The sequence below is a fragment of the Leptothrix discophora genome, assembly GCF_030705305.1.
Taxonomy (GTDB): Bacteria; Pseudomonadota; Gammaproteobacteria; order Burkholderiales; family Burkholderiaceae_C; genus Sphaerotilus; species Sphaerotilus discophorus.
This window is the reverse complement of the sequence record NZ_JAUZEE010000001.1, coordinates 297,046-320,840: the sequence shown is the minus strand read 5'-3', so window position 1 is coordinate 320,840 and position 23,795 is coordinate 297,046. Positions and strand designations below refer to the sequence as shown.

Annotated in this window: 19 protein-coding genes; 10 read left to right on the top strand and 9 right to left on the bottom strand. The window is 72.1% G+C overall.

Translation table 11 applies throughout. From position 1 onward, the window contains the following. Position 1: 1 nt before the first annotated feature. Positions 2-2,371, bottom strand: a complete 2,370-nt coding sequence (locus tag Q8X39_RS01400) for an ATP-dependent DNA helicase (RefSeq protein WP_305747837.1) — start codon at positions 2,369-2,371, stop codon at positions 2-4. A gap of 101 nt (positions 2,372-2,472) precedes the next feature. Here Q8X39_RS01400 and Q8X39_RS01395 point away from each other — a divergent pair, with 101 nt between their 5' ends. After that, on the top strand, positions 2,473-2,979 hold the full coding sequence (locus Q8X39_RS01395) for an acyl-CoA thioesterase (protein ID WP_305747836.1): 507 nt from the start codon (positions 2,473-2,475) through the stop codon (positions 2,977-2,979). On the opposite strand, the gene Q8X39_RS01390 is transcribed toward Q8X39_RS01395, so the two are convergent. Beyond that, positions 2,972-4,213, bottom strand: coding sequence for a cell division protein ZipA C-terminal FtsZ-binding domain-containing protein (locus tag Q8X39_RS01390; protein ID WP_305747835.1), 1,242 nt, complete (start codon positions 4,211-4,213; stop codon positions 2,972-2,974). The genes Q8X39_RS01395 and Q8X39_RS01390 overlap by 8 nt on opposite strands. 4 nt (positions 4,214-4,217) lie before the next feature. Further along, positions 4,218-7,730: a chromosome segregation protein SMC gene (smc, locus tag Q8X39_RS01385; protein ID WP_305747834.1), complete on the bottom strand. Its 3,513-nt coding sequence runs from the start codon at positions 7,728-7,730 to the stop codon at positions 4,218-4,220. A gap of 143 nt (positions 7,731-7,873) precedes the next feature. Between smc and dapC the strand changes: the two genes are divergently transcribed. The 9 genes from dapC (at position 7,874) to Q8X39_RS01340 (ending at position 16,788) form a co-directional block, all read left to right on the top strand. Then, complete coding sequence (gene dapC / locus Q8X39_RS01380; RefSeq protein WP_305747833.1) at positions 7,874-9,094, top strand: succinyldiaminopimelate transaminase; 1,221 nt, start codon at positions 7,874-7,876, stop codon at positions 9,092-9,094. 87 nt (positions 9,095-9,181) lie between these two features. Further along, complete coding sequence (gene dapD / locus Q8X39_RS01375; protein WP_305747832.1) at positions 9,182-10,006, top strand: 2,3,4,5-tetrahydropyridine-2,6-dicarboxylate N-succinyltransferase; 825 nt, start codon at positions 9,182-9,184, stop codon at positions 10,004-10,006. 65 nt (positions 10,007-10,071) lie between these two features. Continuing rightward, complete coding sequence (locus tag Q8X39_RS01370; protein ID WP_305748250.1) at positions 10,072-11,295, top strand: PilT/PilU family type 4a pilus ATPase; 1,224 nt, start codon at positions 10,072-10,074, stop codon at positions 11,293-11,295. 70 nt (positions 11,296-11,365) lie between these two features. Then, entirely contained in the window at positions 11,366-12,520 is a 1,155-nt protein-coding gene (gene dapE / locus Q8X39_RS01365) for a succinyl-diaminopimelate desuccinylase (protein WP_305747831.1), read from the top strand. A 61-nt stretch (positions 12,521-12,581) separates the two neighbouring features. Beyond that, positions 12,582-13,490: a 50S ribosomal protein L3 N(5)-glutamine methyltransferase gene (gene prmB / locus Q8X39_RS01360; protein WP_305747830.1), complete on the top strand. Its 909-nt coding sequence runs from the start codon at positions 12,582-12,584 to the stop codon at positions 13,488-13,490. Next, positions 13,487-13,726 (top strand): RNA-binding S4 domain-containing protein, encoded by a 240-nt coding sequence (locus Q8X39_RS01355; protein ID WP_305747829.1) that lies wholly within the window; start codon positions 13,487-13,489, stop codon positions 13,724-13,726. Before prmB ends, Q8X39_RS01355 begins: the two co-directional genes overlap by 4 nt. 154 nt (positions 13,727-13,880) lie before the next feature. Beyond that, a complete protein-coding gene (locus Q8X39_RS01350) occupies positions 13,881-14,861 on the top strand; it encodes a Tim44 domain-containing protein (protein WP_305747828.1) in 981 nt (326 codons plus the stop codon). Positions 14,862-14,930: 69 nt separating this feature from the next. Beyond that, positions 14,931-15,269 carry a hypothetical protein gene (locus tag Q8X39_RS01345; protein ID WP_305747827.1) on the top strand — a complete coding sequence of 113 codons (339 nt, stop codon included), beginning with the start codon at positions 14,931-14,933 and terminating at the stop codon, positions 15,267-15,269. 7 nt (positions 15,270-15,276) lie between these two features. Beyond that, positions 15,277-16,788: a DEAD/DEAH box helicase gene (locus Q8X39_RS01340; protein WP_305747826.1), complete on the top strand. Its 1,512-nt coding sequence runs from the start codon at positions 15,277-15,279 to the stop codon at positions 16,786-16,788. 80 nt (positions 16,789-16,868) lie between these two features. On the opposite strand, the gene Q8X39_RS01335 is transcribed toward Q8X39_RS01340, so the two are convergent. From Q8X39_RS01335 to Q8X39_RS01310, 6 genes are all read right to left on the bottom strand, one after another. Next, positions 16,869-18,434 carry a sensor histidine kinase gene (locus Q8X39_RS01335; protein WP_305747825.1) on the bottom strand — a complete coding sequence of 522 codons (1,566 nt, stop codon included), beginning with the start codon at positions 18,432-18,434 and terminating at the stop codon, positions 16,869-16,871. Positions 18,435-18,437: 3 nt separating this feature from the next. Beyond that, positions 18,438-19,127, bottom strand: coding sequence for a response regulator transcription factor (locus tag Q8X39_RS01330; protein ID WP_305747824.1), 690 nt, complete (start codon positions 19,125-19,127; stop codon positions 18,438-18,440). Between the two features lie 184 nt (positions 19,128-19,311). Continuing rightward, positions 19,312-19,947, bottom strand: a complete 636-nt coding sequence (locus Q8X39_RS01325; RefSeq protein ID WP_305747823.1) for a Spy/CpxP family protein refolding chaperone — start codon at positions 19,945-19,947, stop codon at positions 19,312-19,314. Between the two features lie 147 nt (positions 19,948-20,094). Then, positions 20,095-20,745 (bottom strand): CDP-alcohol phosphatidyltransferase family protein, encoded by a 651-nt coding sequence (locus Q8X39_RS01320; RefSeq protein WP_305747822.1) that lies wholly within the window; start codon positions 20,743-20,745, stop codon positions 20,095-20,097. After that, a complete protein-coding gene (locus tag Q8X39_RS01315) occupies positions 20,738-21,424 on the bottom strand; it encodes an ATP-binding cassette domain-containing protein (protein ID WP_305747821.1) in 687 nt (228 codons plus the stop codon). Before Q8X39_RS01315 ends, Q8X39_RS01320 begins: the two co-directional genes overlap by 8 nt. Next, positions 21,421-23,742: an ABC transporter substrate-binding protein gene (locus Q8X39_RS01310; protein ID WP_305747820.1), complete on the bottom strand. Its 2,322-nt coding sequence runs from the start codon at positions 23,740-23,742 to the stop codon at positions 21,421-21,423. The genes Q8X39_RS01315 and Q8X39_RS01310 overlap by 4 nt, the downstream gene beginning before the upstream one ends. Positions 23,743-23,795: the final 53 nt, after the last annotated feature.

Sequence of the window (23,795 nt, the reverse complement as noted above, 5' to 3'; positions counted from 1 at the left end):
GTCAGGCCCCGTCGATGCGCCACCACGCCGGCAGGAGCGCCCGGACCTCGGGCCGGCCGTAGCGGTCGTCCAGCAGGTGCAGCACGCCGCGGTCCTGGGTGGTGCGGATGACCCGGCCGGCGGCCTGCACGACCTTCTGCAGGCCGGGGTAGAGGTAGGTCGCGTCCCAGCCGTCGCCGACCAGGGCATCGAGGCGCTCGCGCATCTGCTCATTGACCGGGTTGACCTGCGGCAGGCCCAGCGTGGCGATGAAGGCGCCGATCAGGCGGTCGCCGGGCAGGTCGATGCCTTCGGCAAAGGAGCCGCCCAGCACGGCCAGCGCGATGCCGCGTCCGCCCGCGTCGAAGCCGGCCAGGAAGGCAGCCTGTTCGGGCTCGCTCATGCCGCGACGCTGGGCCCGCAGCGGCAGGTCCGGGTGCTCGCGGGCCAGCGCGTCCTGCACCTGCGCGAGGTAGTCGAAGCTGCTGAAGAAGGCCAGGTAGTGGCCGGGCCGCTCGCGGTACTGCGCGGCGATGCGCGCCACCACGCGCGGCAGCGAGCGCTCGCGGTGCTGCCAGCGGGTCGACACGTCGGCCGCGACATGCACCGCCAGCTGCTCAGCCGAGAACGGCGCGGCCACATCCAGCCAGCCGCTGTCCTCGCCCAGCCCCAGCAGCGTGCGATGGTGGTCCGGCGGCTGCAGCGTGGCCGAGAACAGCGTCAGGCTGTGCGCCGCCGCCAGGCGCGGCCGCAGGTGCGGCGCGGGCACGACGTTGCGCAGCGTCAGGCGGATGTCCTCGGCCTCGCCACGACGGCCGGGCAGGCGCTCCAGGTCGACCAGCGTGTGCGGGCCGAAGACCTCGGCCAGCCGGACCCATTGCAAGGCATCGAAGCCGAACTGCAGCAGGCCCGGATCGACCGAATCGGGCGCATCGACCAGCCGGTCGATGACGGCGGTGGCGGCCTGCTGCAGGGCTTCGACGAGGTCGTCCGGCGGCTCGTCCAGCACGAGGTAGTTCTTGTCCGTCAAGGCTGGCGCGGCGACGCCGGCCCGGGCCTTCGGGGCCGCCAGCGCGTGCGCGACCAGCAGCGCCTTCCAGCGCCGCTGGACCTTGTCGAGCGCCTTGCGCACCTCGCCGGCCGCGTTCAGTCGGGTGCGCCGGATCTGTTCGCCCGACAGGCTGGCGCTGTACATCGCGCGGGCCCGCTCGATCAGGTTGTGGGCTTCGTCGACCAGCAGCGCCACGCGCCACTCCTCCTGCTGCGTCAGCGCGTGCAGCAGCGCGCTGCCGTCGAAGAAGTGGTTGTAGTCGCCGACCGCGACATCGGCCCAGCGCGCCAGTTCCTGCGCCAGGTAGTACGGGCAGACCTGGTGCGAGGCGGCATGCCGGCGGACCGTCTCGCGGGACCAGTCCGGCAAGGCGCAGGCGGCCTCGCGCGCAGCCGGCAGGCGGTCGTGGAAGCCGCGGGCCAGCGGGCAGGACTCGCCGTGGCAGGCCTTGTCCGGGTGCTCGCAGGCCTTGTCGCGGGCGACCAGTTCGAGCACCCGCAAGGGTGTCGGCGCGGTGGGGTCGGCGCCGCGCAGCCGCGCCAGCGCGTCCAGCGCGAGCGCCCGGCCGGAGGTCTTGGCGGTCAGGAAGAAGACCCGGTCCAGCCCCGCCACCGGCATCGCCTTGAGCAGCGGGAACAGCGTGCCCACCGTCTTGCCGATGCCCGTCGGCGCCTGCGCCAGCAGGGTCCGGCCGCCCTTGGCACCCTTGAAGACGGTCTCGGCCAGGCGGCGCTGGCCGGGTCGGAAGTCGGCATGCGGAAAGGCCAGCGCGGCCATCGCCGCATCGCGGGCGACGCGGTGTGCGGCCTCGGCCCGGACCCAGGCCAGCGCACGCTCGCACAGGTCCTCGAAGTGGCGGCGCAGCGCGTCGGCCGTGTGCGGCTCGACCAGCACGGTCTCGGTGTCGTGGTCGACATCGAGGTAGACCAGCGCCAGCTCGACCGCGTCCAGGCCCTCGGCCTGGCACAGCATCCAGCCATAGACCTTGGCCTGGGCCCAGTGCAGCGCGCGCTGGCCGGGGTTCTGGCGGGCGAGCTTGCCGCGGTGGGTCTTGACCTCCTCCAGACGGCGCGCGGCCGGGTCCCAGCCATCGGCCCGGCCACGCACCAGCAGCGCGCCGTGGCGGGCGCTCAGGCCGACCTCGGTCAGCCGCTGCGCGCCACGCCGACGGGCGATCAGCGCATGGCCGTCGATGCCCTGCTGGGCGCTCGGCGCGGGCGTGTTGCGCAGGTCCAGGTCACCGCGCCGGGCGACCAGCTCGCACAGCGCGCGCACGGCCAGCACGTGCAGCGGGCCGTCGTCGAGATCGACCTCCGGACGGCCCGGCGCGGGCGGGCTCATCGCAAGCCTCCCGTCAACCGTACGTGGTTGGCACAGGACCTGCACGTCGCCGGCGCGCCTAGACTGCGCGCCTTGCGACGATCCCGGAGCCCTGCCTGACCATGGACCTGCCCGCCCACCAGCTCACGATGACGGTGCTGATGACGCCCGACACCGCCAACTTCGCCGGCAACGTGCACGGCGGCACCATCCTCAAGCTGCTCGACCAGGTGGCCTACGCCTGCGCCAGCCGCTATGCCGGGCGCTACGTGGTGACGTTGAGCGTCGACCAGGTGATGTTCCGCCAGCCGGTGCACGTGGGCGATCTGGTGAGCTTCCTGGCCAGCGTGAACCACACTGGCCGCACGTCGATGGAGATCGGCATCAAGGTGATCGCGGAGAACATCCGCACCCAGGAGAAGCGCCACGTCAACAGCTGCTTCTTCACGATGGTGGCGGTCGACGACGATCGCAAGCCGGTCGAGGTGCCGCCGCTGCGCCCCTTCTCCCCCGACGAACGCCGCCGCCACGCCGCCGCCGAACTGCGTCGCCAGCTGCGACAGGAGTTCCGGGCGCGCTTCGACGAGGTGCGCAAGTCCGGCCACGACGCGGCCGAGGGCCTCAGCTGAACAGCCGCCGCGCCGCCAGCGAGCCGGCGGCGAGGTCGCGTTCGGCCAGTTCGGCGTAGAGCTGGGCCAGGTCGGCGCCGATCTGCGGGAAGGCGGCCGGGTTGAGCGGCTGGCCCTGGTCGTCGCTGACCTGGGCGTCCAGCGCGATCGCCAGCGCCTGGCCGGCGGCGCACCAGGCGTTGTAGGGCTCGTCGCCGGCCGGCGTCTGCGGGACGTCGAACATCAGCGTGATCTCGGCGACCTGGGCATCGCGGGCGTTGTCGGCCATCGCGGCCTGGGCGTCGAACTGCAGCGCCAGCATCGGCGGGGCGCCTTCCTCGGCCGAGGGCAGCACCAGCCGGCCGGCCGTCGCGCCGGCGACGAAGCCGTGGCGGGCCGCATGCTGGGCCACCCAGCCGATCGGCCAGGCGGCCTTGCGGGCCTGCAGCCGCATCGCCAGCTGGGCATCGTGGCCGCTGGCGAAGGCGTCCAGCTCGCGTCCCCGGGCGACCACGTCGAGCATGTCGGGGAAGTCGGGCATCGCGCCGATCGCGTCGGCGAAGGCCTGGATCTTCTGGACGAACTCGGAGTACTCGATCTCGTTGATCGGCCCGAGCCGGTTGGCCAGCTGCACGCCGGCCTGCACCTCGTCGTACCAGGCGTTCAGGCGCGGCGACTCCCACTCGCCGCTGGCGACGTCGCGGGCCTCGATCAGGAAGGGCTTGCCGCCGGCGCGGCGGGTCGTCGGCAGGTGCTGCAGCAAGGTCTCGCCGGACAGCCGGCCCTCGAAGCCGAGGCTGGCGATGCCGTCGATCAGCGCGTCGATGCGCGGCACGTAGGCATGGCGGCGCGGCAGCGGCAGGCCGATCACCGGCTCGATGCGGGCCGATGCGGCCGGCGCCGCCGCACCGGGGATCTCCTGGTCCAGCACCGGCAGATCGATGTCAGGCGCGGCAGCGGCAAAGGCAGCGGCAACGCCAGCACCGGCACCAGCACCAGCGGCCGGTGCGGGGGCCTGGGCGCCCGCCGCGCCGACATCGTCAAAACTCGGTTCGCGGGCCTGGCGGCGGCCAGGCACGGCGTCACCGAAGGTCGGCTCCTGGGCGACCCGCGCGGCCGGTGCCGGCGCCGGACCGGTCTCGGGCCAGCGCAGCCCGGTGGCCGACGTGCGGCGGGCCTGCACGAGGTAGTGGACGACCAGCGCCACGATCACGCCCGCGCCCACCAGACCGAGCCAGAACTGCAAGCTGTTCATGGGCTCAGGCCTCGGCCATCGCGAGGGCGGATTCCATGTCGACCGCGACGATGCGCGAGACGCCCTGTTCCTGCATCGTGACCCCCACGAGTTGCTCGGCCATTTCCATCGCGATCTTGTTGTGGGAGATGAAGAGGAACTGCGTGCCGCTGGACATCTGCTTGACCAGCCGGGCGTAGCGTTCGGTGTTGGCGTCGTCCAGCGGTGCGTCGACCTCGTCGAGCAGGCAGAACGGCGCCGGGTTGAGCAGGAAGATCGCGAAGACCAGCGCGATGGCGGTCAGCGCCTTCTCGCCACCCGACAGCAGGTGGATGGTGCTGTTCTTCTTGCCCGGCGGCTGGGCCATGACCTGCACGCCGGCGTCGAGGATCTCGTCGCCGGTCATCACCAGCCGGGCCTGGCCGCCGCCGAACAGGCTGGGGAACATCTGGCCGAAGCCCTCGTTGACCTGGTCGAAGGTGCCCTTGAGCAGGTCGCGCGTCTCGGCGTCGATCTTGCGGATGGCGTCCTCCAGCGTGGTCATGGCGCGCGTCAGGTCCTCGTTCTGCGCATCGAGGAAGCCCTTGCGCTCGCGCGCGGCGACCAGCTCGTCGAGGGCAGCGAGGTTGACCGCGCCGAGCGCGGCGATCTCGCGGTTGATGCGGTCGATCTCGGTCTGCAGGCCATGCAGCTTGACCGCGTCGGCCTCGATCTGCGCGGCCAGCGCGGCCAGGTCGACCTCGGCGGCGGCGAGCTGTTCCATGAACTGCGCGCCACCGAGCTGGGCGGCCTGCTCTTCGAGCTGCAGCCGGGTGATCTCGTCGCGCATGGGCTGCAGGCTGCGCTCGAAGGCCATGCGCTGCTCGTCGGCCCGACGCAGCTGGCCGGACAGGTCGTCGTAGCGGCTGCGCGCGGCGCCCAGCGCCTGTTCGCGGTCGAGCCGCAGGGCCAGCGCTTGCTGCAGGCCGCCCTCTGCGGCGGCATCGTCGAAGCGGGCCAGCTCTTCCTGCAGCTGTTCGGCGTTGCGGGCGTTGGCGGCCTGTTGCTGCTCGGCGGTCTCGATGCTGCGCTGAAGCTCGCCGCGCCGGGCGGCCATGGCGCGGACCGAGAACTGCGCCTCCTGGGCCTCGCGCTCGGTGCGGCGCAGCTGCTCGCGGGCATCGGCGGCGCGTCGCTCGGCGGCGATCACCGCCTCTTCCAGCTCGGCATGCGCTTCCTGCTCGGTCGCCAGCGCCTGGTCGAGTTCCTCGAAGCGGGCCTCGCCGGTCATGCGGCGTTCCTCGATGTCCTCCAGCTGGGCATCGATCTCGGCCAGCTCGCCATCCAGCTGCCCGCGTCGCTGGCTGGCCTGCTCGGCCTGCTGGCCCAGCCGCAGCACCTCGACCTGCAGCTGGTGGGCGCGGGTCTGGAAGTCCTGGGCCTCGCGGCGCAGCCGCGACAGGCGCTGGCTGGCCTCGGTGTAGTCGGCCTCGGCGCGGACCTGGGCGCTGCGGGCCTCGTCGGCCAGCAGCGCCTGGGCACGGCCCTGGCGGTCGAGGTTCTCGATCTCCTGGGCCCGCGCCAGCATGCCGGCCTGCTCGGAATCGGGCGCGTAGAAGGCCACCGCGTACTGGCTGACCGCGTGGCCGGCCGCCGTCATGATGACCTCGCCGTGGGTCAGCCGGCCGCGGTTGGCCAGCGCCTCGTCCAGGCTGGCGGCGGTGTAGACGCCTTCGAGCCAGTCGTTGAGCAGCGCCTTCAGGCCGCCGTCGCCCAGGCGCAGCAGGTCGCTCAGGCGCGACAGGGTCTGGTGGGTGTTGGCGATGGCGCCGTGGGGCGGCGTGTAGAAGGCCAGGCGGGCCGGCGGCGCATCGGTCTCGAAGGCCTTGACGGTCTCGATGCGGCCGACCTCCAGCGCGCCCAGGCGCTCGCGCAGCGCGGCCTCCAGCGCGGTCTCCCAGCCGGGCTCGATGTGGACCCGGGTCCACAGGCCGGACAGCCCGTCCAGCCCGTGCCTGGCCAGCCAGGGCTTGAGCTTGCCCTCGGTCTGGACCTTGTCCTGCAGCGCCCGCAGGGCTTCGAGCCGGGCCTTGATCTGGGCCGCGCGCGCGGTCTCGGCGTTGACGGCTTCCTGCTTCAGGCGGCGTTCGTCCTCCAGCGCCGGCATCTCGGCGGCGAGGTCCTGCAGCTGGGCATCGTTCTCGTCGCGCAGGGCCTCGGCCTCGGCGAGCTGTTCGCGCTGCCCGGCCAGGTGCTCGGCATCCGGCGCGACGAGGTTGCGCTTCTCGCCGACCAGCCGGTCGCGGCGCTGGTTCAGCTCGCGGCGGCGCTCGTCGAGGTTGCGCGACTGCGCGGCCAGCAGCTGGATCTGCTGCTGCACCTCGGCGGCCTTGCCGCGTTGCAGGTTGGCACGCTGCTGGGCCTCGCGCACGGCCTCTTCCCAGCGCGGCAGCTCGGCGGCCTGGTCCTCGGCCTGGGCCGACAGGATCTCGCCCTGCTCGTCGGCCGCGGCGATCTGTTCGGCCAGCTGGTCCAGCTCGTCGTGCGCGGCAGCAGCCCGTTCGGTCCACTGCGTGTTCTGGGTCTCCAGGTCGGCCAGGCGCTGCTGCGCGCGGGCGCGGCCCTCGACCACGTGACGGATGCGCTCCTCAAGCCGGCTGACCTCCATCGCGGCCTCGGCCAGCAAGCCCTGCGCGGCATGCAGCTCGTCGTTGGCGGCGTAGTGCTGCTGGCGGACGTCCTCCAGCTCGGCCTCGACGTGGCGCAGCTCGGCCATGCGGGCCTCGAGCGCCGTGCCGGCCGTCAGCACGGCCTCATGGGTGCGCTGCTGCTCGGTGCTGGCGTCGCGGTGCTTGAGGAACCAGAGCTGGTGCAGCTTGCGCGTGCCGCTGTCCTGCAGGCCCTTGTAGCGGGTGGCGACCTCGGCCTGGCCTTCGAGCCGCTCGAGGTTGTTGTTGAGCTCGCGCAGGATGTCGTCGACGCGGGTGAGGTTCTCGCGCGTGTCCTTGAGCCGGTTCTCGGTCTCGCGGCGGCGTTCCTTGTACTTCGAGACGCCGGCGGCCTCTTCGAGGAACAGGCGCAGCTCCTCGGGACGCGACTCGATGATCCGGCTGATGGTGCCCTGGCCAATGATGGCGTAGGCCCGCGGTCCCAGGCCGGTGCCGAGGAACACGTCCTGGACGTCGCGGCGCCGGACCGGCTGGTTGTTGATGAAGTAGCTGGAGGTGCCGTCGCGGGTCAGCACGCGCTTGACGGCGATCTCGCTGAACTGGTTCCACTGGCCGCCGGCCCGCGCGGCGGTGTTGTCGAACACCAGCTCGACGCTGGCCCGGCCGGCCGGCTTGCGGTTGCCGCTGCCGTTGAAGATGACGTCCTGCATCGACTCGCCGCGCAGCTCGCTCGCTTTGCTTTCACCGAGCACCCATCGCACGGCGTCCATGATGTTGGACTTGCCGCAACCGTTCGGCCCGACCACGCCCACGAGCTGCCCTGGCAGCTGGAAATGGGTCGGATCGGCGAAGGACTTGAAGCCTGAAAGCTTGATGGAATGCAGTCGCATGGGACGGTCAAAAGCGGGCCGGATGATAGCGGCGCGCCCCTGCCGGCCGGACCGCCGCGTCGCGGGGGCCGCGGCGACAAGGTGACAACAAGCGTCACCGCCGGACGCGCGGCCTGCCTGGGTCGTGCCGATAATGCCGGCCCATGAATCCGCTCCTCCAGCGCCTGCAGCCCTATCCCTTCGAGCGGCTGCGCGCCCTCGTCAAGGACGTGACCCCCAACCCGTCCCTGCGGCCGATCAGCCTGGGCATTGGCGAGCCGCGCCACGCGGCCCCGAAGCTGCTGACCGACACGCTGGCCGCCTCGCTGTCGGGCCTGTCGGCCTACCCCGCGACCGCCGGCCTGCCGGAGATGCGCCAGGCCTGTGCCGACTGGGTCCGGCGTCGCTACGGCGTGAGCGTCGACCCGGCCACCGAGGTCCTGCCGGTCAACGGCTCGCGCGAGGCGCTGTTCGCGCTGGCGCAGACGGTGATCGACCCCGGCGCCCATGCGGCCGAGGGCGGCCCGGTGGTCGTCTGCCCCAACCCGTTCTATCAAATCTACGAGGGCGCGGCCCTGCTGGGCGGGGCCACGCCGGTGTTCGCCAACAGCGATCCAGCCCGCAACTTCGCGGCCGACTGGAAGCAGATCGACGAGGCCACCTGGGCCCGCACGCAGCTGCTCTACGTCTGCTCGCCCGGCAACCCGGCCGGCGCGGTGGTGCCGCTGGACGAGTGGCGCGAGCTGTTCGAGCTGTCCGACCGGCACGGCTTCGTGATCGCCTCGGACGAGTGCTATTCCGAGATCTACTTCCGCGACGAGCCGCCGCTGGGCGCCCTGCAGGCCGCCCAGGCGCTGGGCCGCACCGACTGGCGCCGCCTGGTCGTGCTGACCAGCCTGTCCAAGCGCTCGAACGTGCCGGGCCTGCGCTCGGGCTTCGTCGCCGGCGATGCGGCCTTGCTGAAGAACTTCCTGCTCTACCGGACCTACCACGGCAGCGCCATGAGCACGACGGTGCAGCAGGCCAGCATCGCGGCCTGGAACGACGAGGCCCACGTGATCGACAACCGGGCCCAGTACCGCGCCAAGTTCGCGCAGGTCACGCCGCTGCTGGCCGGGGCGATGGACGTGGCGCTGCCCGACGCCGGCTTCTACCTGTGGGCGCGTGTGCCCGAACAGGTCTGCGGTGGCTCGGACACCGCGTTCGCCCGCGAACTGCTGCGTCAATACAATGTGGCGGTGCTGCCCGGCAGCTACCTGGCGCGCCAGGCGCACGGCCTCAACCCCGGTGCCGGGCGGATCCGGATGGCGCTGGTCGCCGAGGTCGACGAGTGCCTCGAAGCCGCCCACCGCATCGTGCGCTTCATCCGCGAACAGCAGGGCTGAACCGCCCCCGCATCGACTCCCTCGGCCCGGTCCCGCAGCGTCCGGGCACGACCGTTTCACTTCCCTCACTCCAAGAGCCACACCAACATGTCCAGCCAGCTCCAAGCCGTCATCGAAGCCGCGTGGGAAGACCGCGCCAACCTGTCCGTGGCGGCTGCGCCGGCCGAGGTCCGCGACGCCGTCAACCACGCCATCGCCGAACTGGACGCCGGCCGCCTGCGCGTGGCCGAGCGCCAGGGCGTGGGCCAATGGCAGGTCAACCAGTGGCTCAAGAAGGCCGTGCTGCTGAGCTTCCGCCTGAACGACAACGTGCCCATGGGCAGTGGCGACCTGACCTTCTTCGACAAGGTCCCGACCAAGTACGCCGGCCTGTCCGACGCCGAGCTGCGCGCCACCGGCGTGCGCGTGGTGCCGCCGGCCGTCGCGCGCCGCGGCAGCTTCGTCGCCCCCGGCGCGATCCTGATGCCGTCCTACGTGAACATCGGCGCCTACGTCGACTCCGGCACGATGGTCGACACCTGGGCCACCGTCGGTTCCTGCGCGCAGATCGGCAAGAACGTCCACCTGTCGGGTGGCGTGGGCATCGGCGGCGTGCTGGAGCCGCTGCAGGCCAACCCGACCATCATCGAGGACAACTGCTTCATCGGCGCGCGTTCGGAGGTCGTCGAAGGCGTCATCGTCGAGGAGAACTCGGTCATCTCGATGGGCGTCTACATCGGCCAGAGCACCAAGATCTACGACCGCGCCACCGGCGAGGTCAGCTATGGCCGCATCCCCGCCGGCTCGGTCGTGGTCAGCGGCAACCTGCCGTCGTCGGACGGCAAGTACAGCCTCTACTGCGCGGTGATCGTCAAGCGCGTGGACGCCCAGACCCGCGCCAAGACCAGCATCAACGACCTGCTGCGCGGCTGATCCCGCCCCGCCCAGCCGGTCCGACGAGCACCCCCACACGCATGGCCACCTCCCCGAGCAGCGGCATGACCCGCAACATGGAACGCATCCTCCGGCTGATGGCCGAGAAGCGCGCATCGGACGTGTTTCTCTCGGCCAACATGCCGGTGCTGATCAAGATCCATGGGCAGATGCTGCAGCTCACCCAGGAGCAGCTCACCCCGGTCCAGCCGCGCCAGCTGCTGTCCGAGGTGCTGACGGCCACGCAGCTGGAGGAGCTCGACGAGACCGGCGAGCTGAACTGCGCCGTCGCGGTGCCCGGCGTGGCGAGCTACCGGCTTTCGGCCTTCCGCCAGCGCGGCACGATCGCGGCGGTGTTCCGCTGCATCCCGACCGACATCCCCGAGCTGGACACGCTGAGCCTGCCGACCATCCTGCCGTCGCTGGCGCTCGCCAAGCGCGGGCTGGTGCTGGTGGTCGGTGCCACCGGCAGCGGCAAGAGCACGACCCTGGCGTCGATGCTGCAGCAGCGCAACCGCACGATGACCGGGCACATCCTGACGGTCGAGGACCCGATCGAGTTCCTGTTCACCAACCAGAAGTCGCTGGTCAACCAGCGCGAGGTCGGCCGCGACGTGCAGTCGCTGCAGATCGGCCTGAAGAACGGCATGCGGCAGGCGCCCGACTGCATCCTGATCGGCGAGATCCGCGACCGCGAGACCATGAGCGCGGCGCTGTCCTACGCGCTGTCAGGCCACCTGGTGCTGTCCACGCTGCATGCGAACAACAGCCAGCATGCGCTCAACCGCATCATGAGCTTCTACACGCCGGAGTCCCGCCCAGCGCTGCTGTCGGACCTGGCCTCGGGCCTCAAGGCGATCGTGTCGCAGCGGCTGCTCAAGGCGGTCGCCGGCGCCCGCGTGCCGGCCTGCGAGATCCTGCTGAACACGCAGCTGATCGCCGAGCTGATCGACCAGGGCAACTTCGCCGGCATCAAGGATGCGATGGAGCGCTCGATCGCCGAGGGCTCGCAGACCTTCGAGGAAGACCTCGCCCGGCTGCTGTCCGAAGGCCTGGTGACGCGCGAGGAGGCCCTGACCAACGCCGATTCGCCGACCAACCTGCTGTGGCGGCTGCAGAACGAGCAGTCCGGCGGCAAGAAGCAGGCCGAGGCCGAGCCCGAGGCCGAACCCGGTCCGTCCTTCACCGAGATCACGCTGGACGTGCATGCGCAGCAGGCCAACAAGGGCCGCCGCAACCCGGCGCTGCGCCCGGTCCAGACGCAGACCGGCGGCCTGAGCTCGAAGTGACGCCACGCCGACCGGCGGCGCCGCGTCGCGCCACGGCCGGTCCCTGCCCCGCCCCTGCCCCGATCCCGCCATGTCCCTGAACACCCTCACGCTGCTGGAGGCGCTGATCGCGCGCCGCTCGATCACGCCCGATGACGCCGGCTGCCAGGCCCTGATTGGCGCGCGACTGCACGCGCTCGGCTTCACGCTGCACGACCTGCCCTTCGGCCCGGCCGATGGCCGCGTCGACAACCTCTGGGCGGTGCGCGACGGCGGCCTGCCCGGCCCGACCCTGGTCTTTGCCGGCCACACCGACGTGGTGCCGACCGGCCCGCTGTCGCAGTGGCACAGCGACCCCTTCGTGCCGACCCACCGCGACGGCAGGGTCTACGGCCGGGGCGCGGCCGACATGAAGGCCTCGCTGGCCGCGATGGTCGTTGCCACCGAGGCCTTCTTGGCCGAACGGCCGCAGCATGCGGGGCGCATCGCCTTCTTGCTGACGAGCGACGAGGAAGGCCCGTCGGTCGACGGCACCGTCAAGGTCTGCGAGTGGCTGGAAGCGCGCGGCGAGCGGCTGGACGCCTGCATCGTCGGCGAGCCGACCTCGGTGAAGTCGCTCGGCGACATGATCAAGAACGGCCGCCGCGGCTCGCTGTCGGGCCGGCTGTTCGTGCAGGGCCTGCAAGGCCACATCGCCTACCCGCATCTGGCGCGCAACCCCATCCACCTGGCCGTGCCGGCACTGGCCGAGCTGGCCGCGACCGCCTGGGACGCCGGCAACGACCACTTCCCGCCGACCAGCTGGCAGATGTCCAACATCCACGCCGGCACCGGCGCGACCAACGTCATCCCGGGCGAGCTGGTGGTGGACTTCAACTTCCGCTATTCGACCGAGTCGACGCCCGAGGCGCTGAAGCAGCGCGTGCACGACGTGCTCGAACGCCACGGCGTGCCGCACCGGATCGACTGGACGCTCGGCGGCCGGCCCTTCCTGACGCGACCGGGCACATTGATCGGCGCCCTGTCCGCCGCGATCACCGAGGTCACCGGCGTGCAGACCGAGCTGTCGACCACCGGCGGCACGTCCGATGGCCGTTTCATCGCCCGCATCTGCCCGCAGGTGGTCGAGTTCGGCCCGATCAACGCGACCATCCACCAGGTCGACGAACACGGCGCGGTGGCCGATCTGGAGCCGCTGGCCGAGATCTACCGCCGCACGCTGGCCGCCATGCTGCCGGCTGCCTGAGCCGCGCTGCACCAACCCTGCGCCATCCCTGCCCCATCCGCACCCGACCCGAGCCCGACCGATGCCCAGCCCTGCCCCCAGCGACCGTCCGACCCTGGCCCAGGTGGTCGAGCAGATGGCCACCCGCATGACCGCCGCCGGCATCGTCTTCGGCCATGGCACGCACAACGCCCGCGACGAGGCGATCTGGCTGACGATGTGGCGCCTCGGCCTGCCGCTGGACGGCTACGACGAGCTGGCCTCCGGGCCGGTCTCGGAGGAGCAACTGGCCGACGTCGCCGCCGTGGTCGATGAGCGCATCGCCAGCCGCAAGCCGGCGGCCTACTTGACGCGCGAGGCCTGGCTGCAGGGCGTGCCCTTCTTCGTCGACGAGCGCTGCATCGTGCCGCGCTCCTTCATCGCCGAGCTGCTGGGCGACCCCGACTATGGCCATGCACTGGACGCCTGGCTGAGCGACCGCACCCGCCAGGTGCTGGACCTGTGCACCGGCAACGGCAGTCTGGCGGTGCTGGCGGCCATGGCCTTTCCGGACGTGATGGTCGATGCCTCGGACCTGTCGGCCGCCGCGCTGGACGTGGCGCGCATCAACGTCAACCGCCACCACCTGGCCGACCGCATCACGGTGCTGGAGAGCGACGGCCTGGCCGACGTGCGCGGCCCCTACGACCTGATCCTGTGCAACCCGCCCTACGTCAACGCGCGCTCGATGGCCGCGCTGCCGCCCGAATTCCGCGCCGAGCCCGAGATGGCGCTGGCCGGCGGCGAGGACGGCATGGACTTCATCCGCCAGCTGCTGCGCGACGCGCCGGCCCGGCTGAGCGACATCGGCGTGCTGGTCATCGAGATCGGCCATGAGCGACCGCACTTCGAGGCCGCCTTCCCGCGCCTGCCGGCGGTCTGGCTGGAGACCAGCGCCGGCGCCGACCAGGTGCTGCTGCTGACGCGCGACGCGCTGATCGGACCCGCATGACGACCACCACATTCGCCGTGCGCGGCGACCACATCACGCTCGACGCGCTGCTCAAGGTCTGCGGCCTGGTGCCCAGTGGCGGCGCGGCCAAGGTAGCCATCGCCGCCGGCGAGGTCGAGGTCGACGGCTCGGTCGAGACCCGCAAGACCCGCAAGCTTCGCCCCGGCGCCGAGGTCCGCTACGCCAGCGAGTGCATCCGCATCGTCGCCGGGGGCGACGCCGCCACGCCGGGCTGACCCGCGCAGCCCCCTGGAAAGGGGGCGCGGCGGGAACTTCCGCTGCGTGCGTGCGTCACACGCCACACAAGGCAGCTGACAGGTTCAGCCCCTTGTGGGCGAGGCCTCTGGCCTCATCTGCACAAGACTTCGATCACGAACAGAGGACGACACGATGAAACAAGGCTGGATGGCTGCCCTTGCGGTGGCTGTGGCAATGGTCACCTGGACCGTGGACGCGGACGCCAAGCGTCTGGGCAGTGGCGGTTCGGCGGGCATGCAGCGCAGCATGCCGGCCAAGCCGATGCAGAACCAGCAGGCCACCCCGGCACAGCCGGCCACGCCGGCCCAGCAGGCCCAGGCTGGCGCGCCTGCTGCGGCTGGCGCGGCCGCGACGCCGCCCAAGCGCAACTGGCTGGGTCCGATCGCCGGTCTGGCCGCAGGCCTGGGCATCGCCGCGCTGCTCAGCCACCTCGGCATGGGCGAAGCGGTGTCGAACTTCCTGATGATGGCGTTGCTCGCCGTTGCAGTCGTCTTCCTGGTGACCTGGCTGATGCGGCGGTTCGGTGCCGGCAAGGGCAAGAACGGAGCCGCCAACCAGCCGGCTTATGCCTACGCCGGCACGGGGTCGCCGTCGACGTCAGCCGAACCCGCCAGCACCGTCGCCTCGGCCCCGGTCCTGCAGCGCAACGCCCTGCCCGGCAGCGCGGCCGACAGCTTCCGCATCGACGGTGGTGCCCCGGCCGTCGCGCCGCAGGCGGCCGGTTTCGCCGCGCCCACCCTGCCGGCCGACTTTGATGCGTCCGCCTTCGAGCGCATCGCCCGGATGATCTTCATCCGCATGCAGACCGCCAACGACCGCGGCGACCTGGACGACCTGCGCCAGTTCACCACCCCCGAACTGTTCGCCAACATCCGCCTGGACCTGCAGGACCGTGGCGGCAAGACCCAACAGACCGACGTCGAGCAGGTCGCCGCTCAGGTTATCGACTTCGACCGCGAGCCCGCCCGCGACGTCGTCAGCGTGCGCTTCCACGGCCTGATCCGCGAGGAAGCCGGTGCTGCGGCAGCCGGCTTCGACGAGATCTGGCACCTGGTCCGCGAGGACTCGGCGCCGCAGGTCTGGCGCATTGCCGGCATCCAGCAGAGCCACTGAAGGACACTCGGGCGGTGATGCCGCCGTGACGTCCAACCGAAGCCGCCCACCTGGGCGGCTTCTTTCTTGGTGCAATGCAACAAGAACCCGAGCATTGCGCTACACTTCGCGCCGCTCGCCCCACCCGTTGGGGCGATGCTGTTTCGTTCATCCCCTCTGACCTTCCTCTTTCCCCTCATCCTCCAGCGGTCGACCTTCACGGTCCGGGCCGCGGGGCTGCAGGCGCGGTCGGCGGCGATGCTGTTCGACCCGGGCGGGCACCTTCCCCTCCTTGAGCTCTTGTACCGCTACCGCGCGTTGATGGATGCCGCGCGGGCTGTGCTTTTGCCTGCCCAAGACCGATCACCAACCGGTGATGCGGCGACCGAGACGTCCGGCGGCGATCCCTCCGTGCGTCAGAAAGACTGAAGTCATCATGAGTTTTGCAGACCTCGCCCTGAACCCGGCCATCCTGGCCGCCCTGACCGATTCCGGCTACACCGAGCCGACCGATGTCCAGGCACAGACCATCCCCGCCGCGCTGACCGGTTCCGACCTGCGCGTGTGCTCCAACACCGGCAGCGGCAAGACCGCCGCCTTCGTGATCCCCGCGCTGGAACGCGTCCTGGCCGCCCGCCTGGACCCGGCACAGCGTCGCCCGCGTGGCGAAGTGAGCGGCCCGCGCGTGCTGGTGCTGGCACCGACCCGTGAACTGGCCCTGCAGGTCGCCAAGGCGGCCTCGAACTACGGCCGCCACATCCCTGGCCTGAAGGTCGCCACCGTCGTCGGCGGCGTGCCCTACGGCGCCCAGCTGGCCGCGCTGCGCAAGCCGCTGGACCTGCTGATCGCGACCCCCGGCCGCCTGATCGACCACCTCGACAGCGGCAAGGCCATCCTGGCGTCGGTCGAGCTGCTGGTGCTCGACGAAGCCGACCGCATGCTGGACATGGGCTTCATCGAGGACATCGAACGCATCGCCGAATCCCTGCCGGCGTCGCGCCAGACCGTCATGGTCAGCGCCACCTTCGCCGGCCAGGTCGGTCGCCTCGCCGACCAGATCCTGAAGCCGGACGCCCAGCGCATCGAGATCGCCAACCACACCGACAGCCACGAGAACATCACCCAGAAGCTGCTGTGGGCCGACAGCGTCGAGCACAAGGCCGCGCTGCTGGAGCACCTGCTGACCGACCGTGAAGTCCAGCAGGCCGTCGTCTTCACGAGCACGCAGCGTGACGCCGACGAGCTGGCCGCCCACCTGTACGACATCGGCCACGCGGTCGCGCCGCTGCACGGTGGCATGCCGCAAGGTCGCCGCACCCGCACGCTGATGGCGCTGCGCAGCGGCGAGCTGAAGGTGCTGGTCGCCACCGACGTTGCCGCCCGCGGCATCGACGTGCCCACCATCAGCCACGTCATCAACTTCGGCTTGCCGATGAAGGCCGAGGACTACGTGCACCGCATCGGACGCACCGGCCGTGCTGGTCGCTCGGGCCTGGCGATCACGCTGGCCGAGCGCCGCGATGCCGGCATGATCCGCCGCATCATGCAGTTCACGACCCAGACGATCCCGGTCGAGACCATCGTCGGCCTGGAGCCGACCCGTCCGGGTCCGGACCTGAGCTCGCGTCCGGCCCGTCCGGCCTTCGACCGCCGTCCGGGTGGCGCACCGCGCCGCCATGACGAGCGCGGCGGCCCGCGCGCCGGTGGCTGGAACAACGACCGCAGCGGTCGTCCGGCCCATGCCGGCGAGCGTCCGCATCACGCCCCGGCGTTCGGCCATGCGCCGGAAGCCCGCGTGTTCGACCGCCCGCATGGCGATCGTCCGCCGCATGCCCACGCACCGCGTCCGGCCGGTGGCGAATGGCGCGGTGCCGCCCCGGCCCGTGGTCCCGGCGGCCCGAACCGTGGTTTCCGTCCGGCCCCGCAAGGCCGTCGCGGCGATCGCTGATCCAGCCGCCTGATCCGGCCGCCCGGCCGGATCGCTCGCGCTGACACGACAACGGCCACCTTCGGGTGGCCGTTGTGCTTTCAGCCCGGCCAGCGCACCTGCACGCGCAGGCCGGGCATGGCGGCCTCGAAGGCCAGCTGGCCGCCGTGGGCCTGGGCCACCAGGCGACACAGGTAGAGCCCCAGCCCGACGCCGCCACTGTGGCGGGTCCGGGCAGCGTCGGTGCGATAGAAGGCCTCGGCCAGCCGCGCCAGATGCTCCGGCGCGACACCGGGGCCGTGGTCGCGCACCGTCATCAGCCAGCCGCCGCCCGCGTCGTCGCGGCGGATCGACAGCTCGATGTCCTCACCCGCCGCACCCGATCCCTCGCCGGGTCGGCCGTGGCGCAAGGCGTTGTCGACGAGGTTGCGCAGCAGCAGCCGCCAGCGCGCCGGATCGACCGCCGCCTGGCTCAGCGACTGAGCCACCTCCGGCGTGACGTCCCAGCGCACCGTCGGCACCGGGCCGTCCGTCGAGGTGGCCTCCCGCCAGCTGCGCAAGCGGTCGTCGACGACCTGGCGGGCCAGCGCGACCAGGTCGGTCGGCTCGGTCTGCAGCGACGCATGGCCGGCGGCCAGGCGTTCGCCTTCGAGCAGGTCATTGATCAGGCCGCGCATCTCTTCCAGGTCACGCAGCAGCGCATCACGCGGCGGGCCCTCGTCGACCAGTTCGGCGTTCAGGCGTGCGCGGGTCAGCGGCGAGCGCAGTTCGTGGCTGATCGCCAGCAGCAAGGCGCGCTTCGCATCCAGCCGCTCGCGCAGGCCGTCGGCCATCGCGTTGATCTGGCCGGCCAGCCGGCCGAGTTCGTCCGGCCGACGGATCGGGATGGCGGCGCTGAAGTCGCCCTGCCCGTAGCGGCCGGCCCCCGCGCCGATGTCGTCCAGCGGCCGCAGCAGCCGGCGCATCGCGAGGTAGGCGGCGGCGGTGACCAGCAGCAGCGCGGCCAGCGTGATCCAGCCGATCACGCGCGGCTGGTGCCTCAGTGGCACCTCGCCCAGCGCGAAGGTGATGCGGTGGCCGTCCGACGTCAGGCGGCTCAGGGCGACCACGCCGCGCGCGCCGGGTGGGTCGTCGCGGGCATCGTCGGTGTCGTCGTGGCGCCAGCGCGGCGGACCGCGGTGCGGCGGCGGGCCGTCGCCGGATGTGGAGGCGTCGCGGCGCCAAGGTGGCGGTGGGCCATCGCGAACCATGTCGCGAGCCATGTCGCGGCCCATCTCTCCACCCATCTCCCGACCCATCTCCCGATCGCGCCACGGCCGCATCGGCAGCGGCATCGGGTGGCGCGGCAGGCCGTCCGGGTGCGAGGTCCAGTTGACGTCCGGTCCCTCGATCCGGATCGCCAGCGGCAGGCGTTCGGTCATGGCGCGGGCCCGCGCGATGTCGGGCGGGCTGCCGATGTCGGCCGCCAGGCGGTCGACGTAGTCGGCCACCAAGGGTCGCACCAGCGCCCGCCAGCCGCCACCCAGCGCGTGCTGCATGCCGGTCAGGAAGGTCAGGCCCATGACCAGCGCCAGCACGATGAAGAGCAGCACCAGCCGCACGCCCAGCCGGCGGTGGCGTTCGACCGGACGGGTCAGCCAGGCGTGATCGTCGCTGCGCGGGGTCATGGCTCAGTCCGTGACCCGCGCCGCCGCGAAGGCGTAGCCCGCATTGCGCACGGTCTTGATGCAGTCCAGCGGTTCGAGCTTCCTGCGCAGCCGGCTCACCAGGATGTCGACCGCGCGGGTGTAGAGCTCGGCCTCCTGGCCGCGCAGCCGGGTCAGGATGTCATCGCGGCTGAAGACCTTCTGCGGCTCGCGCGCGAGCAGGCCCAGCAGCTCGAACTCGGTGCCCGTCAGTTCGACCTCGCGGCCCTGGACCTCGACCTGGCGGCGCTCGAAGTCCACCCGCAGGCCCTCGAACACGAGCGGCGCGGTGCTGGCGGCCTCCTGCCGGTCGGCGCGCTGGCGGCGCAGGATGGTCTGCAGGCGCGCGGCCAGTTCACGCGGCTCGAAGGGCTTGGGCAGGTAGTCGTCGGCACCCAGTTCCAGGCCGATGACGCGGTCCATCACGTCGCCGCGCGCGGTCAGCATCAGGATGGGGATGTCGCTGGTCTTGCGGATCTCGCGGCAGACCGCGAAGCCGTCCATTTCCGGCAGCATGACGTCAAGGATCACCGCGTCGTAGGCGGTGGCCGCCAGCCGCGCCAGGCCGGCGCTGGGCCGGTCGGCATGGTCCAGCGCCAGGTCGAAACGCTGCAGGTAGGCGGTCAGCGGCGCGGCCAGGTGCTGGTCGTCGTCGATCAGGAGCAGTCGGTGCATGGCGGGATGATCCCAGAAGGGTTGCCGGAAGGACGGGCGGGCTGGCGGGCCGGAAAGCGGAACGACCCGGCAGCGTGCAGGCACGCGGCCGGGTCGAGGTGCGGATGTGGATGCCCAAAGGTCAGGGAGGCGGTGTGGTGCCCGCACCCCGGACCGGCTCAGTCGCCTGGATCAGACGCCCCGATCAGCCACCCTTGGCACCGGCCGGCGGCGTGCCACGGTCACCGCGATCGTCGCCCCGGCCGCCGTGCATGCCGCGGTGGCCATCGTGGCCACCACGTCCCGCGCCGCGGGCCAGGTACTCGCGCACCTGGGTCTGCTGCTCGGGCTTGAGGTTGTCGAAGAAGTCGGCCGCCGCAGCGATCACCGCCGGGCTGGACTTCTGGATCGCCTGCGCCTTGGCATCGGCCAGTTGCTGGGCCCGGGCCTTGTCGAAGCGGTTGCCGGCGATCAGCGCCTGCCACTCGTCACGCGGGCCGGCCGGTTTGGCATCGCCCGCCTTCGGGGCCGCAGCGCCTTCCGGCTGCAGGGCCTGATGCTGGGCATGCAGCGCGTCCATCAGCTTGCCCAGGCGCTGCTTCTGTGCCTCGTCGAGCTTGAGCCTGTTGGTGGCGCGCTCGAGCATGCGCTCGCGCATCTTCTGGTGGTCGGCGTCGGACATCGGGCCGTGATGGCCCATGCCGCCATGGCCGCCCATCATGCCCATCATGTGCTCGCCCCCCATCGGTGCGGCGAGCACCGCACCGACACCGCCGAGCAGGCCGAACGAGAGTGCGGTGGTGGCCAGGACGGTCAGGCTGCGTTGTTTCCAGGTCTTCATGGGAATCATCCTTTCGGGACGGGTTGAGATCCGTTGCGATCCGCCCGGCGCTGCGTGTCAGCGGCTGCGGTGGATCGATGGAAAGGATGTTGCCGGCCGGCCGGCGCGGTGTCCTTGCAGCGCGGTATCGGCGTGTTTCGTTTCTTTTCAGCGCGGCGGCGGTCGCGTGTCCGGACCGGCCCGGTCCAGCGCGCCGAAGCAGCGCCAGCCGGCCTGCACGCGCATCGCCACGGTCAGCCCGCACAGCGCCGCGAAGCCGTAGGCCAGCAGCGCGAAGTGCTGCGGCCACAGGCACATCGCGGCGAAGCAGGCCAGCGTCTCACCGGCCTCCGTCAGGCCGCCGAGGTAATAGAAGCCCTTGCGCGGGAAGGCGACGCTGCGCAGGCCATGGCGTTCGGCCAGCACGGCATAGGCCAGGAAGCTGCTGCCGGTGCCCATGAAGGCGGCCAGCAAGGTCGCGCCGGCAAGGCTGTTGGCTGCGGGGTCGGACCACGCGAAGGCCAGCGGCACCAGCGCGTAGAACAGGAAATCGAGCGTGATGTCCAGGTAGGCGCCACGCGCGCTGGCGCGGCCCAGGTGGCGGGCCAGCGCGCCGTCCAGCCCGTCGGCCAGCCGGCTCGCCAGGATCAGCGCCAGCGCCAGCACGTGGACCTGCTCGACGATCGCGGCGGCCGCCGCCAGGCCCAGACCGAAACCGGTCCAGCTCAGCCCGTCCGGGCTCAGGCCGGTGCGCGCCAGCCGCGCGGCCAGGCGTTCCAGCGGCGGCCCGAAGCGGGCGACGAAGGCGGCGTCAAGCATGGTCGGCGCCCTCCTCCGGCGCGCTCTGCAAGTCGATCCGGCGAGCGCCCGGCGGCAGGTCGTCGAGGTCGTGCGTGACCAGCAGCGCCGGCAGGCCGCGCTCGGCCAGCGTTGCCCAGACCCAGGCGCGGAAGCTGGCGCGCAGCGTCGCGTCCAGGCGCGAGAACGGCTCGTCCAGCAACAGCGCACGCGGCTCGGACAACAAGGCCCGCAGCAATGCGACCCGTTGGCGCTGGCCGCCCGACAGCTGCTCCGGCCGGCGCGAGGCGCAGCCGCCCAGGCCCGCCCGCTCCAGCGCCGCGTCGACCCGGCCCAGCCGCTCGCGCCGCGTCCCGCCGGCGGGCATCCCGAACAGCAGGTTGCCGGCGACATCAAGGTGCGGCAGCAGCAGGTCGTCCTGGAACATCAGGCCGAGCCGGCGCGACTCGGCCGGCAGGCCGGCCAGGTCGACGCCGCCCAGCGTGGCCAGGCCGGTCAGGCGCAGCGGCAGCGACAGCACGCCAGCCAGGCCCAGCAGCAACGAGCTCTTGCCGCAGCCGCTCGGACCGGTCAGCGCCAGCACCTCGCCGGGGCCGACGTCGGCATCGATCGGGGCGAGCAGCGGCCGGCCGGACAGGGTCAGGCGCAGGTCGCGCAGGACCAGGCCACGAGGTTGCGGCGCGCGGTCGGGGTGGCTCATCGGGCGAGCCTCCCGGAGGACGCGGCGCGGCCCGATCGGCCGACCCTGCTGGCCAGCAGGAAACCGGCCAGCGGCAGCAGCGCCTGCAGCAGCGCGAAGGCCGCCGCCGCATGGCGCTGGCCGCCGGCGGCCAACGTGACGGCCTCGGTCGTCAGCGTGCGGTGCCGGCCCGCGCCGATGAACAGCGTCGGCAGGAACTGGCCCAGGCTGACCGCCCAGCCGACCGCCAGCGCCGATGCGATCGGCGCGGCCAGCATGGGCCGCCGCACCGACCAGAGCTGGCGCCACGGCGTGAGCCCGAGCGTTCGTGCGGTCGCCAGGTAGCGCGGATCGAGCGCGCGCCAGGACGGCTGCAGCGCGACCGCGACATAGGGCAAGGCCATCAGGCCATGGACCCAGACCAGGCCGGGCCAGCCGCCGTCGAGCCGCCAGACCAGGAACCAGGGGTAGAGGCCGGCCAGCAGCAGCAACGTGGGCAGCACCAGCGTCGTGCTGCTCAGGCCGATGGCCCAGCGGTCCCAGGTCGGCGGCGCGAGTTGCAGCCAGGCGATCACCGTCGCCAGCGACAGCAGCGCCGTGGCGGCCGCCAGCAGCACGCTGTCGCGCAGCACGCCGCCGTCCAGCACGGCCTGTTGCCAGGCTTGCCCGGTCAGCGCCTGTGGCCACAGCGCCGGGTAGCGCCAGCTTGCGCTGACCGAGCCGATCGCCAGCACCAGCCACAGGACGGCATAGAGCCCGCCCAAGCTCGTCAGTGCGCCGCGTGCGAGCCGTCCCGGCCCATCGGGGCGGCGCAAGGTCGAGGAAAGGGGCGGGCCGTCCCGCAGCGACTCGGCCAGCCGGTTCGACACCCACCCCATCGCCGCACGACCCGCCACCGCCAGCAGCAGCAGCGTGACGGTCAGCAGCCAGGCGGCGGCGACGGCCTGCGACTGGCGCGACGGGTCGGCATCGCGCAGCCCGTCCCAGGCCAGCACCGCCAGCGTCGGCGGATTGCCGGGGCCGAGCAACAAGGCCATGTCGACGACGGTCAGGCCATAGGCCAGCACGGCCAGCAAGGGCCAGCGCAGCCGTGCCAGCATCTGCGGCCACAGCAGTCGCCAGGCCAGGCTGCGGGCCGGCCAGCCCAGGCTGCGGCCCACCACCAGCTGCTGCGACAGGCGCTGGGCCAGCTCCGGCCGGGCCCAGTCGGCCGCCAGCATCCACAGCAGGAAGGGCAGTTCCTTGACGACCAGCGCCAGCACCAGCGCATGGCCCTGTGGATCGTTGGCCAGCACCAGCTCGGGCGGCGCGTCCCAACCCGGGCCAGGCACCGCCAGTGCCGCCAGCCGGACCAGCCAGCCCGAGGGCATCAGCAGCCACAGCAGGCCGATCGCGGCGGCGGCATGCGGCATCGCCAGCATGGCGCCCCAGCCCCGCACCCGCCGCTGCCAACGCGGCGTGCCGGCCAGCGCGTCGGCCTGCCAGGCGCTGCCGATCCACAGCGTTGCCAGCAGGGCCAGCGTGCTGCTGAGCAGGGCAGTCTGGACCGACAGGCGCCAGGCCGGCAAGGTCTGCGGATCGGCCGCCAAGGCCTGCCAGCCGGCCGGGTCGACACCCTGCCGGACAGCCTCCGCCAGCGCCTGCGCCAGCGGCCACGGCACCAGCGCGAGCAGCAGCAGCGCCTCCAGCAGCACCTGCTTCAGGAAGGTCGTGCCGTGGAACTGCGGCGGGCGTGGGTAGCTGAAGCGGCCCGGATGGCGACGGGCCCAATCGAGCAGCGCGGCCAGGCTGCGCGGCGGCGCACCGCCCAGCCGTGGCGCATCGCCGTAGAACGTCAGCTGGGCCATGCCCCAGGGCGCTTCCAGGCCGTCGACCGGCTCGCCGAAGTCGCTGCGCGTGGTCGGCTTGCCCTGGGTGTCGACGCCGGCATAGGACGGCAGGCGCTCGGCCCAGGGCGCGAGCAGCAGGCGGTCGCGCTTCATCGCATGGAAGTTCTCGCCGTTGATCCACAGCAGGTCGACCGAGCCGTCGCTGCGGCCGGCACGCTGTTCGGCACGCACGCGCTGGACCACCTCCGCCGCGTCGGTGATGCGCACGTGCTCGAGCTTGATGCCGTGGCGACGCTGCAGCTCGCCGGCGGCCCACTGGATGTAGGCGTTGATCGGCTCGCTGCCGGCCCAGGCATTGAAGTAGACGGTCTGGCCGCGGGCCTGGGCCTCGGTGCGCGCCCAGGCCGCGTCCTGTGCGCGGACGTCCAGGCCCAGCGTCGCGGCGGCGCCGAGGCCCAGCCATCGCAGGTGGGTGCGTCGCGTGGTGGCAGCAGGGTCGGGACAGGTCATGCGCGGATCTCCGGAAGGGCAGTAAGAATGATGCCAGCGGACACGACTGAGCC

Bases quoted from the DNA above. Each gene is read 5' to 3' on its own strand.
- Q8X39_RS01400 (WP_305747837.1), bottom strand. From the start codon at position 2,371: ATGAGCCCGCCCGCGCCGGGCCGTCCGGAGGTCGATCTCGACGACGGC.
- Q8X39_RS01395 (WP_305747836.1), top strand. From the start codon at position 2,473: ATGGACCTGCCCGCCCACCAGCTCACGATGACGGTGCTGATGACGCCC.
- Q8X39_RS01390 (WP_305747835.1), bottom strand. From the start codon at position 4,213: ATGAACAGCTTGCAGTTCTGGCTCGGTCTGGTGGGCGCGGGCGTGATC.
- smc (WP_305747834.1), bottom strand. From the start codon at position 7,730: ATGCGACTGCATTCCATCAAGCTTTCAGGCTTCAAGTCCTTCGCCGAT.
- dapC (WP_305747833.1), top strand. From the start codon at position 7,874: ATGAATCCGCTCCTCCAGCGCCTGCAGCCCTATCCCTTCGAGCGGCTG.
- dapD (WP_305747832.1), top strand. From the start codon at position 9,182: ATGTCCAGCCAGCTCCAAGCCGTCATCGAAGCCGCGTGGGAAGACCGC.
- Q8X39_RS01370 (WP_305748250.1), top strand. From the start codon at position 10,072: ATGACCCGCAACATGGAACGCATCCTCCGGCTGATGGCCGAGAAGCGC.
- dapE (WP_305747831.1), top strand. From the start codon at position 11,366: ATGTCCCTGAACACCCTCACGCTGCTGGAGGCGCTGATCGCGCGCCGC.
- prmB (WP_305747830.1), top strand. From the start codon at position 12,582: ATGCCCAGCCCTGCCCCCAGCGACCGTCCGACCCTGGCCCAGGTGGTC.
- Q8X39_RS01355 (WP_305747829.1), top strand. From the start codon at position 13,487: ATGACGACCACCACATTCGCCGTGCGCGGCGACCACATCACGCTCGAC.
- Q8X39_RS01350 (WP_305747828.1), top strand. From the start codon at position 13,881: ATGAAACAAGGCTGGATGGCTGCCCTTGCGGTGGCTGTGGCAATGGTC.
- Q8X39_RS01340 (WP_305747826.1), top strand. From the start codon at position 15,277: ATGAGTTTTGCAGACCTCGCCCTGAACCCGGCCATCCTGGCCGCCCTG.
- Q8X39_RS01335 (WP_305747825.1), bottom strand. From the start codon at position 18,434: ATGACCCCGCGCAGCGACGATCACGCCTGGCTGACCCGTCCGGTCGAA.
- Q8X39_RS01330 (WP_305747824.1), bottom strand. From the start codon at position 19,127: ATGCACCGACTGCTCCTGATCGACGACGACCAGCACCTGGCCGCGCCG.
- Q8X39_RS01325 (WP_305747823.1), bottom strand. From the start codon at position 19,947: ATGAAGACCTGGAAACAACGCAGCCTGACCGTCCTGGCCACCACCGCA.
- Q8X39_RS01320 (WP_305747822.1), bottom strand. From the start codon at position 20,745: ATGCTTGACGCCGCCTTCGTCGCCCGCTTCGGGCCGCCGCTGGAACGC.
- Q8X39_RS01315 (WP_305747821.1), bottom strand. From the start codon at position 21,424: ATGAGCCACCCCGACCGCGCGCCGCAACCTCGTGGCCTGGTCCTGCGC.
- Q8X39_RS01310 (WP_305747820.1), bottom strand. From the start codon at position 23,742: ATGACCTGTCCCGACCCTGCTGCCACCACGCGACGCACCCACCTGCGA.